This is a genomic window from Bacteroides sp. OF04-15BH (assembly GCF_003477995.1).
In the GTDB taxonomy this organism is placed as follows: domain Bacteria; phylum Bacteroidota; class Bacteroidia; order Bacteroidales; family Bacteroidaceae; genus Paraprevotella.
The window spans coordinates 33,055-42,488 of record NZ_QUEM01000032.1 but is presented as its reverse complement, the minus strand read 5'-3'; the positions used below and the strand labels follow the sequence as shown (position 1 = coordinate 42,488).

The following is a 9,434-nucleotide window of genomic DNA, read 5'->3' as shown; positions in this document are numbered from 1 at the left end:
GCAGGGTTAAGTATGCGCTAAATTAATTCCGCCAACGGGTACTCTTTAAATAAACTCCCAGTAAAATCAAGATAAACAATATCAAATTTCGTATTCTGTAATTCTGCAAAGTCTTCAATCTTACCCTTGTAAATTTTTAATAAAGGATATGTATTATGGAGTGATTTTACAGCCTGATTAAACAAACTTGAATCACATTCAAAAGCATAAATATTCTCTATTCTTACACCTAACCCAAGCAAATGTTTTACATCATTCTCTGGTTCATTACCGCAGAAGAAAGCAATTTTGAGTTCTTCCGGCTTCTTGGTCTGGTAACAAATATCTGCATATTGCTTCCACTGAATAAAAGCTTCAATATCTAGTTTTTCATTTAATTGCTGCTGACAATACAGCCACAAATGCTCCATATAGGTTGTATTCAAGATGCGATTACTATCCCTGAGAGAAGTCAGCGATTCTACAGCATGATTCCATAATAATATACGGGATTTATCTTTCTCTGGTTGTTTATATGTTGTCATATAAAATTACAAAATGTTTAAGTGATTGAAAATAAATTACAGTTATCAACTCATAGCAGTAATAGGTTATAAATTAATTATCAGCTACTTTATTTTTATGTGTGTGTTGCGCAACCTTTAAACTCTTCGTACACAAAGGTACAAATTTTAATGGCACATATTGAAATAAAATCTAATTTTTGAAGCTCTACAAACAAGTTTTTCCCTAAAATCTTCTTGAACTGTAAGAGCGTCATCATCAATCAATTGACGACCATGTTCCTACTACTATATTGCATAAGCATAGAAAAAAGTTTGCTTCACACCTAAGCAATATTCAGACTGATAAAGCAAGCCCCCTTTCTTTTTTGTTTATGCTACACACAGTAATCTTACGTCTGTTTCCTACCGATATTCTTTTTCAGTTTTATTTAATCAAAAACGGAACTCATTGCCAACCACATATCCTATAAATGAAAAGCGCCATACCCATGACTGCAAACCGAAAATAATTGCAACCGCATATCTAAATTAGTTTAGACTAATTCCCTTCTGAAAACCACTTCTGCCTGATGCGCAAAAGCCGATTTCAGAAACAGTACAAGCAAAAGAAAAGCCCACAGCGACCACAATGTCATAAATGACACTGCCATCGCCGTGGGCACTTCTTTTATATGCTTGTACTAAAACGGTAAAACCGTTCTTATAGTCATTATTTCATCCATATACAAGTAGCCGAAAATGCCACTTCTACAGGACACTCCAAGCGTGGATCTGTTCTTGTGACCATTTTCGGCTACAATGCCCGTGTCATAAAACCAGTTTGCCTTCCATTGCAGACAAAGCAACGGCAGACAATCCCGTTTTACGACAATGTACCACCGGAGGAACACCAGTAACCGCAAGCCATGCACGCATGACAATGACGGTTACAGGACTTCCACACGGCGGTCGGAAAGCCAACTTTCCCCTTATTTGTAGCACAGCCCTTAATCTATCCACATGGCGCTGATGCCAATACATCTGTTCCCTTTTCCTTTCCGCCTCTCTATGCGTATGCCTCTGTTTCCATGCCGCCATCCAGGACGGCATCTGGTGTCATTTTCGTTGCTTGGGGCAAAGGTAAAGACGGGATTAGGAACTCAAATTTTTTGTCGAAAAATCTCCACACCCTTTCAGGGGTAGTATTTTGTCTAAAAAATTTGCTAATCCTAGTCCCTAACCTTTGAGAAGCCCCCGAAACGAAAACGACCAATGCGGTCGGAAGACGTCACAAGAAAACATCGGACATACAGAGAGGCGAAAAGAAAAAGAAACCGCCCACTCCAAATCCGAACAAGGTAATCAACAATCTAAAATCGGAAAATATGAGAATGATATTGAGTGACATCGGAAAGGTATTGTGGAAAGCATTATCCGCAGTAGTAACGACAACATCAAACATAGCCTTTTGTGCTGGCAGTTTGGTAGTAGGTATCATAGGAGAAATCCTATTCGGCATGTTGAGCATCATGTTCGGCATCCTAATCTCCCTATTTTCAGTAATGGCGGCAATCGGCTTTTTCATTTGGTTATTAACTATTTAACAAATAAGGATATGGCAAGAAGATACAGCAAGACAGCAGCGCAGCAATGCAGGTTTTACGAAGTGGACAACATCTTTGAGTATATGGTGGAAACCTACATCAACGGCAACCATTCAACCCTAAGAAGGCTATATCACGAACTCAACAAGGAAGCGAGAAAGGACTTTATCGGTTTTCTTTTGGTGGAATGCCCCCCACAATACCACACAGAGATTTTACAAGAGATTGTCTGACCACATAAAGGAACGGATATGAACAGGACAACGGAAAAGATACCCACATGGAGTTTAGCCTATATCATCAATGGCGATGCAACCGCACTCACAGACGATGAAGTTCAGACAATAGACAGATGGATGAAGCAATGGCAAGTACAAGATGTTTCACCCCTCACAAATGAAGAAGGGAACGCACAGCCTTATTTCACCCATTACCCCCTTTTCGGACTTCCCACAGAAGTGGAAGATTGCGAGATACTTTATTTGAGCGACAACCCGACTAAAATTTGAGATTATGATGAAAGGAACAGACCATTTCAAACGAACCATACAGATGTTTTTGGAGCAGAGAGCAGCGGAAGATGAACTATTCGCCAAAAGCTACCGCAACCCAGCCAAGAACATAGACGATTGTGTCACATACATTCTGAACTATGTGCAGAAAAGCGGTTGCAACGGCTTTTCAGACGGAGAGGTTTACGGACAAGCCATTCACTATTACGATGAAAACGAGATTGAAGTAGGCAAGCCTATACAATGTCAAGTAGTTGTAAACCATGTGGTGGAACTGACAGAAGAGGAAAAGCAGGAAGCAAGAAGAAAGGCGGTTGCCCAATATCAGCAGATGGAACTCCAAAAGCTACAGAACCGCAACAAGCCGACAGCGAAAAAAGAAACACAAGTCCAACCCTCATTATTTGATTTTTGATATGAAACCGAGAACACGCATACAAAAAGAAGTAGTCCGTTTGTCAAGCGGACTGCCCGAACTGACAGACAAGCAGAAAGCATACGCTTTTGAACATTGCTTCAAGCATCATGCCTACCGCACAAAAGGCGGAACTATCACTTGTTCGGAATGTGGACACCGTTGGAAAGGCGGACACACTCTTGCAGAAACTATATGTGGCTGTAGCTGTCCCCATTGCGGAAAGGAACTTGAAATACTTGATACCCGAAAGAGAGTTTTCAGGGACAGCGCATATTATGAAATCATTACGACCCGAAAAGGCTATCAAGTGTTGCGCTACTTTATGGTAGGAGCAACATACAAGGTGGGACAGAAGGCAGAGTATTCCATAAGGGAGGTGGTGCAATGGTGGATTGCCCCAAACGGAAAGACCGAAGTTATTGCCCGACTGAGAGCCATGCACACGATGTACTATGACCTTTGGACTGAATGGAGCGATATGGATTTGCGCAGCAACAAGATGCTGAAAGCATACAACATAGACGCATACAAGACTTATCCGGCAATGCGCATCATTCCCGAATTAAAACGAAACGGCTTCAAGGGAGCATTCCACGAACTGACCCCATACGAATTTTTTACCGCCATTCTGACCGACAGCAAAAAAGAAACATTGCTTAAAGCGGGACAGACAGAAATGTTCAGATATGCCGTCATATCAAATATCAATTTACATGAATATTGGAACTCCATAAAAATCTGTATCCGAAACGGCTATCATATTGCAGATGCCTCCATGTGGTGTGACCTTGTAAGACTGCTCCGACATTTTGGGAAAGATACCCACTGCCCAAAATATGTTTGTCCGACAGACTTGAAAAAGGCACATGACCGACTTGTCAGAAAACGCGAAGAACAGATTGAAAGGGAAAGAGCGGAGCAACGCAGGGAGCAGTTGGTCAAGGACGAAAAGAATTATCTGAAGTCCAAAGGCAAGTTCTTCGGACTTGTGTTTACCGACAACCTTATTCTTGTAAAGGTCATTGAGAGTGTGGCGGAAATGCAACTTGAAGGAAAACTGATGCACCATTGTGTGGGAAGCTATCACAAGAGGACAGACTCTCTTATACTTTCCGCAACCATTGACGGCAAACGCATTGAAACGGTAGAGGTTTCACTGACAACATTCAAGGTGGTACAGAGCAGAGGTGTATGCAATTCCAATACCGAATACCACGACCGCATCATCAGCCTTGTAGAGAGCAATGCCGAACTTATCCGCAAACGGATGAGTGCTTGATTTATAGACTTCAAAATATACATGATATGGAAATAAAGATAGAAAACATACTGATATTATGGGACGAGAAAGTTACCGACATCTTTGTCAGTCTGATAAACACCTTGTCCTTGAGTTTCAGTGAAAAGGAAATCCGCAATTCAATGGCGAAACTTTCAGAAAACGAGAACTTCGGAAGGCTGTTCGCCTACGGCTTCGGAGCGCATCACCTTTGGGTAGCCCAAAGGATGATAACCGACCCCGAAAAGGTAATGGAGAACCGACTGCTGATTGTTGAATTTTAATAAATGACTACCATGACAACAAGAATGACCATCAACGGAGTGAGTACCTGCTAGACGGCAGGTACTGAGAAGTACGAAAAGTACCAAACGACTATCAGACGGAAAAGAACAACCCTTTTCCAGTATGACTACCGACACACGGACGGAGAACTTTTCTCTTGCGTGAGACCGACATTGAAGGAGTGCAGACACCTGCGTGATGAATGGATAAAAGGAAAGGAGGACAGATTATGACAGCATACTATGATACTTTGATTGTGACATTCAGCGACCCTATCAGAATTTTGGATATGATGTGTACCGATACTTGTGATGTGGCAACACTAAAGGAATGGATAGAAAGCTACGAAAGTACAAGAATGACTCCGATAAACGAACATACGGCAGTCATTACTTCCGAATACAACATGGTGCATGTGGTGGAATGGCTCAGAAAATATACCCCCATTGCCGAAATGAAAGAATACTAAAGGTGTGGCGGTACACAATACCGCCCGCACCCGAAACAGATAACCCATAAAACAGAAAGAGCATGAAATACTATTTTATATTGACAGACAGCAGGGACGCATGGATGCAGTTCGTTTACCTCCCTACGGGAGATTATGTGTCCGGCTATATCCGTGACTTGCAGAGTGTGGGAATATCCGTACATGACTATGACCTTTGGACGGAGGAAACACGACCCATTGCCGAGCGCACATTGGAGCATATAAGGCAGAGCATGAACGTATAAAAAAATCGGGTGGCAAAAGCCACCCATTGACAATAACTTAAATTCATATACAGATGATAGCGAATACAATCTTACAGCAGTTGGGTGGTCATGGATTTACAGTCATGACGGGAAGCCGTAACTATATCAATTTGGGCAACGGACTACAAATGAGCCTTGCAAGGAACAAGACGTCAGCCAACAGACTGAAAATCATATTGGATGAGGACACAGATACATACACCATGTATTTCTATCGTCAGACACTGACGAAGTATGCGGACATCAAGGTCAAGGAGATAGCCAAATATGAGGGAGTGTACTTTGATATGCTCCAACAGATTTTCACGGATGTAACGGGACTTTACACCCGACTTTAGGCAGAGGCGGCGAGAGCCGCCCTACTTTCTTTCGGTGAGCAGAAGGCGGACAAAGAAAGTAGCAAAGAAACCGCTGTTTCAAAGACTTCCACTAACGGAAGTCTTTTTCATGGTTCAGCATTTTTTCTACCTTTTAAATGTCAATATGGCACATCGCATGTCGTGTTGTCACTTTTTAAAGGTTTTATATGTCAATATGACATATCTTTTAAAATGGTATTATTTTTGTTTTTTATTAAATATAACTTTAAATGTGTTTAAATATGAAAGCATACGTTCAATACAATGATTTTTTAGGAACAGCGGCAGCTGATATTAGCGATTACACAACATTAGAAAAATACCTTAATGGAATTAATGTTGATACCAATAGATACCACCCTATTGGGGCTAAATTTTATACTTCGTATGGTGATTATTTTTGTAATGTTGAAATTTTATGTCAAGATAGAGAAAAAAATAACTCCTTATCAGCTCTTGTAATAGAGGATATGTCTATACAAGATTTTTTCATATTATTTAAAAGATTTGAAGTTGTTTTGCACTCAAAAACAATCAACATTGATGATTGTGAAGTTGAAGATCACGTTTATGTAAATACAGATCCAATTCTTGAGCAAGAGCTTTTAGATATGGGATTTCTTGAATCGAGTGATAAAACTTATACAAAAGATATTACTCAAAATACAACTTTGACTTTATTTAAAGAAGGGGATGGATTTATTCCTAGCATAAACAAAAACGGGAAATATATACCATGCTCAATACAAAGAAAAATGAAGAACATTAAGGAACTAATAGAAGAAATAGAATTAGGTAAAATCTAAAAAGGAAGAGGGGAAGCGACATTATGAATGTGTTTTTATGACGTTTCCCCTCGTTCGAAGTCATCTCTCATACAGCAGCAAAAACTCCATCTTCCGTCGCCGCTCTATCGAGCGGATTTTCCGTCCCTTGTAGTGGCAGTAGGATATATACTCCTTATAGATGTCCCTGTCACCGGCTTCCAGCTTTTTCAGCAGACGGCTTTTCGGGTGTTTCCCATATCCGAGCAGAGTTCCGTGACCCACATTGTAGCTGAGTACGGTCAGGATCAGGGCATCTTTCCCATACTTGCTGAACAACCTGTAACGCTTCTCCAAATCCCTTATCAGCAGTTTTTCCGCTTCCGCCTCCGTCATATCATAGGACAGTTCCTCTCCCGGAAGTTTACAATGTCCGTAACCGTAGTACGGATAATCAGAACGGTCATGGAGTCCTTCGTATTTCTTAATCAGCTCGACGGCTAACTCCGCCTTCGCTTCATCTTTGAACGAGGCGGGTGTCCCAACCGTACCCGTATTCTGCGCCGGCAGGCTGGCGGAAAAAGCAACCGCCAGCACCGCCGGAGCAAGCAGCCTTTTCATTACCCCCTTACTGATAGACACCTCCTTTCACCGTATTCAGCGTATCGTTCCCGGACGGAACCTCTTCCGCATCCGAATCGTTGTTGAAGTCCGTTTCCCATTCAAAAGAGTTCCCGAAATTATCCTCCACCGTAATGGTCAGGCTCTGTGACTCGTCACACTCCGATGTGTAGTACAGGCGGAACTTCTCGTTCTCCAGCAGATAACGGTCGTTGGGCTGGAACACCAGCCCGTTGTCGAGCTTCAGCGTACCTTCGCCGTCAAACTGGAAATATCGGATGGTATAGACCGCCCCGTCAAACTCGCCCTCACGTACCAATTCGCAGCGGATTTCAGCCGTTTCACCCTTTGCCAGCTCCTTCGGTACGGGCATCGTTTCCACCGTAAACGGATAAGCCTGCGTCACGTCCAGCCCATCATCACAGGCCGTCATGCCGATAGAAAGCAGTCCGGCGCAGAAGACTGCCAGCATTTTTACTGTATTTACCTTTACTCTTATTCCATCTTTAAGTCTGTTCATGTCCATAATCATTATAATTTTATTCCGTTGTTTTTTCCTTTCTTTTCGTTTTCCCGCCATGCCTGCCTTTCGGCAAGCGTCTTTTGCAGATAGTCGTTCAGGTCCTTGCAGCCGCCGTACAGTCCGGAGCAGTCCGTCACCTTTCCGCCGTACCGTGCACGCAGGGCTTCCAGCGTCCTCCGTCCGGCTTCATCATTGTCAAAGTGACATTGCAGCTTCCCGTAACCGTCCAGATGCCTGTATGCCTTCGTCAGGTTCGACACCGAGTTCAGCACGAGGTGGTCTTCACCGTTTCCAATTCCAAGCACACGTGCCGACAGATAGTCCATGAAACCCTCGTACAGGTTGCAGCTTGCCGAACCGTAAGCCAGCAGTGTCACATCCTTGGGCGGCAGGCATCCCTTGAAGAAGCGGTTGCGTATCTCATAGCCGCCCCCTCCGTTACCGAATGCCACGGCAAAATACCGCTTCCCGTGTGTGGTGTAGTGTATCTCCCTGCATCCGCCGATGGCCACCCCCGACGATATGCCCCTTTCCTGCATGTAGCTGAGCAGCGCCCGGTTCTGGAGCGGCATCAGCTCCACGTTCTCGAAGGACGGCTCTACCGGCCGCCTCGCTTCGCATGGGTGGTACACCTTCTTTTCCGGCAGCGGCATACCCGCCACTTCCGCCACATACCTTACCTGCGAGAGGAAATCATCGCAATGGATGAACTCCCCGGCAAGGGCGAAGATATTGCCGCCCTTGCCCAGTCCGTAGTCATACCACAGGTTTCGCTCCATGTTCACCTTGAACGACGCCGTGCGTTCCTCCCTGTACGGAGCCTTGTACCACAGCGCGTTTGTCCTGCGCTGCACGGGCGAATGGCCCAGCCGTGCGAGGAACTCCTCAATCGGTATCCTCTTCATTCTGTCTATTTCCGTTTCCGTACTCATGGCTTCATCCCCCGTTTTATCATCCTGTTCTTATGAGGCTGGTCATACTGGAAACGGCTGTTCTCCTTCGAGAAGCGGATAACCGTATCGTTCATCACTCCTGTCGGTGTGGTGAACTGCTTCACCCGCAGCGGCTTGCCTTCATAGACCCGCTTTACCGTACCTGCATCGAATCTCTCACCGCAGGCCTTTTCCAGCAGATTCCCCAGCGTATATATGTTGCATCCGTTCCTGACCGCCTCCGGTATGGAGTCCGGCCTTGCCCGTACCACGTCCGGATACAGCTTTTCCGCCACGAGGCATATTTCCGGCGTGCGTCTGTCCGGCGGGATATGCAGGAACGACTGGAAACAGTCCTCTTCCATACCTGCCATATAGACCTTTTCCGTTTTGATGTCCTCACGTACGCTGCGGTGCAGCAGCGCCGCATTCCCCGATGTCCTGACTGCCATCAGCGCAAGCTCTTCCGTCTGCAGGTGCACGGGTACATACTGCAGGCAGTGCCCGTCCTTCCCGACAAGAAAACCGGCAATCTCCCTGTCCATGACTTCCGGGCGGACAGTCGCCGCAAGATCCGTCATGTCCGTTCCTCCGGCGGAGTCCTTCAGGCATTCGAGTACCACGTCCGCAAAAGGCATGAAGCCGATGATGGCGCAATGCCCATAATCGAGGTCGGGACTGGCGTTGAACGCTTCCCGGCACATCTCGCGTGTCTTCATTTCTTCCGGCACTATTCCCAGATTGTATCCCCATCCGCGCACCGCCTCCAGACAGAGCTGCGGGCTGCGGTATTCGTGCGGAACGTTATAGAAGGTCTCCGGCTTTTCCCGTACCTGGGCATGGTACTTCTCCGGTACATGCCATTCCTTTTTTATCGCTTCCTTCTTCATGATTGC

15 protein-coding genes and 1 pseudogene are annotated in these 9,434 nt (G+C 44.8%); 10 read left to right on the top strand and 6 right to left on the bottom strand.

Features of this window, described 5'->3' with window-relative positions:
• Positions 1–17: 17 nt before the first annotated feature.
• Positions 18–524 carry a hypothetical protein gene (locus DXA74_RS13015; protein ID WP_147401113.1) on the bottom strand — a complete coding sequence of 169 codons (507 nt, stop codon included), beginning with the start codon at positions 522–524 and terminating at the stop codon, positions 18–20.
• A gap of 1,249 nt (positions 525–1,773) precedes the next feature.
• Entirely contained in the window at positions 1,774–2,070 is a 297-nt protein-coding gene (locus tag DXA74_RS13005; RefSeq protein ID WP_075317796.1) for a hypothetical protein, read from the bottom strand.
• Between the two features lie 30 nt (positions 2,071–2,100).
• Between DXA74_RS13005 and DXA74_RS13000 the strand changes: the two genes are divergently transcribed.
• From DXA74_RS13000 to DXA74_RS16235, 10 genes and pseudogenes are all read left to right on the top strand, one after another.
• Entirely contained in the window at positions 2,101–2,322 is a 222-nt protein-coding gene (locus DXA74_RS13000) for a hypothetical protein (protein ID WP_005650250.1), read from the top strand.
• 18 nt (positions 2,323–2,340) lie between these two features.
• On the top strand, positions 2,341–2,598 hold the full coding sequence (locus tag DXA74_RS12995) for a hypothetical protein (protein ID WP_118528270.1): 258 nt from the start codon (positions 2,341–2,343) through the stop codon (positions 2,596–2,598).
• 7 nt (positions 2,599–2,605) lie between these two features.
• Positions 2,606–3,016 carry a PcfK-like family protein gene (locus DXA74_RS12990; protein ID WP_118528288.1) on the top strand — a complete coding sequence of 137 codons (411 nt, stop codon included), beginning with the start codon at positions 2,606–2,608 and terminating at the stop codon, positions 3,014–3,016.
• 1 nt (position 3,017) lies between these two features.
• Positions 3,018–4,298, top strand: a complete 1,281-nt coding sequence (locus DXA74_RS12985; protein WP_118528268.1) for a PcfJ domain-containing protein — start codon at positions 3,018–3,020, stop codon at positions 4,296–4,298.
• 26 nt (positions 4,299–4,324) lie between these two features.
• On the top strand, positions 4,325–4,582 hold the full coding sequence (locus DXA74_RS12980; RefSeq protein WP_022232584.1) for a hypothetical protein: 258 nt from the start codon (positions 4,325–4,327) through the stop codon (positions 4,580–4,582).
• Positions 4,583–4,594: 12 nt separating this feature from the next.
• Positions 4,595–4,816 (top strand): annotated as a pseudogene (locus DXA74_RS12975) (DUF3873 domain-containing protein).
• Positions 4,813–5,052 carry a hypothetical protein gene (locus tag DXA74_RS12970; protein ID WP_005650234.1) on the top strand — a complete coding sequence of 80 codons (240 nt, stop codon included), beginning with the start codon at positions 4,813–4,815 and terminating at the stop codon, positions 5,050–5,052. The pseudogene DXA74_RS12975 and the gene DXA74_RS12970 overlap by 4 nt, the downstream one beginning before the upstream one ends.
• Before the next feature lie 62 nt (positions 5,053–5,114).
• Positions 5,115–5,318 carry a hypothetical protein gene (locus DXA74_RS12965; RefSeq protein ID WP_021908424.1) on the top strand — a complete coding sequence of 68 codons (204 nt, stop codon included), beginning with the start codon at positions 5,115–5,117 and terminating at the stop codon, positions 5,316–5,318.
• A 53-nt stretch (positions 5,319–5,371) separates the two neighbouring features.
• Positions 5,372–5,677 carry a hypothetical protein gene (locus DXA74_RS12960; protein WP_005650230.1) on the top strand — a complete coding sequence of 102 codons (306 nt, stop codon included), beginning with the start codon at positions 5,372–5,374 and terminating at the stop codon, positions 5,675–5,677.
• Between the two features lie 263 nt (positions 5,678–5,940).
• Positions 5,941–6,504, top strand: a complete 564-nt coding sequence (locus tag DXA74_RS16235; protein WP_147401111.1) for a hypothetical protein — start codon at positions 5,941–5,943, stop codon at positions 6,502–6,504.
• 60 nt (positions 6,505–6,564) lie between these two features.
• On the opposite strand, the gene DXA74_RS12950 is transcribed toward DXA74_RS16235, so the two are convergent.
• Genes DXA74_RS12950 through DXA74_RS12935 form a run of 4 tightly spaced genes read right to left on the bottom strand, consistent with a single transcriptional unit; the run spans position 6,565 to position 9,428 of the window.
• The gene (locus DXA74_RS12950; RefSeq protein WP_118528264.1) at positions 6,565–7,083 is read right to left on the bottom strand and encodes a lysozyme; all 519 of its coding nucleotides are present in this window, start codon (positions 7,081–7,083) and stop codon (positions 6,565–6,567) included.
• Positions 7,084–7,090: 7 nt separating this feature from the next.
• Positions 7,091–7,609 carry a DUF3872 domain-containing protein gene (locus DXA74_RS12945; protein ID WP_118528286.1) on the bottom strand — a complete coding sequence of 173 codons (519 nt, stop codon included), beginning with the start codon at positions 7,607–7,609 and terminating at the stop codon, positions 7,091–7,093.
• A 5-nt stretch (positions 7,610–7,614) separates the two neighbouring features.
• A complete protein-coding gene (locus DXA74_RS12940) occupies positions 7,615–8,538 on the bottom strand; it encodes a toprim domain-containing protein (RefSeq protein ID WP_118528262.1) in 924 nt (307 codons plus the stop codon).
• A complete protein-coding gene (locus tag DXA74_RS12935; RefSeq protein ID WP_118528260.1) occupies positions 8,535–9,428 on the bottom strand; it encodes a DUF4116 domain-containing protein in 894 nt (297 codons plus the stop codon). The genes DXA74_RS12940 and DXA74_RS12935 overlap by 4 nt, the downstream gene beginning before the upstream one ends.
• Positions 9,429–9,434: the final 6 nt, after the last annotated feature.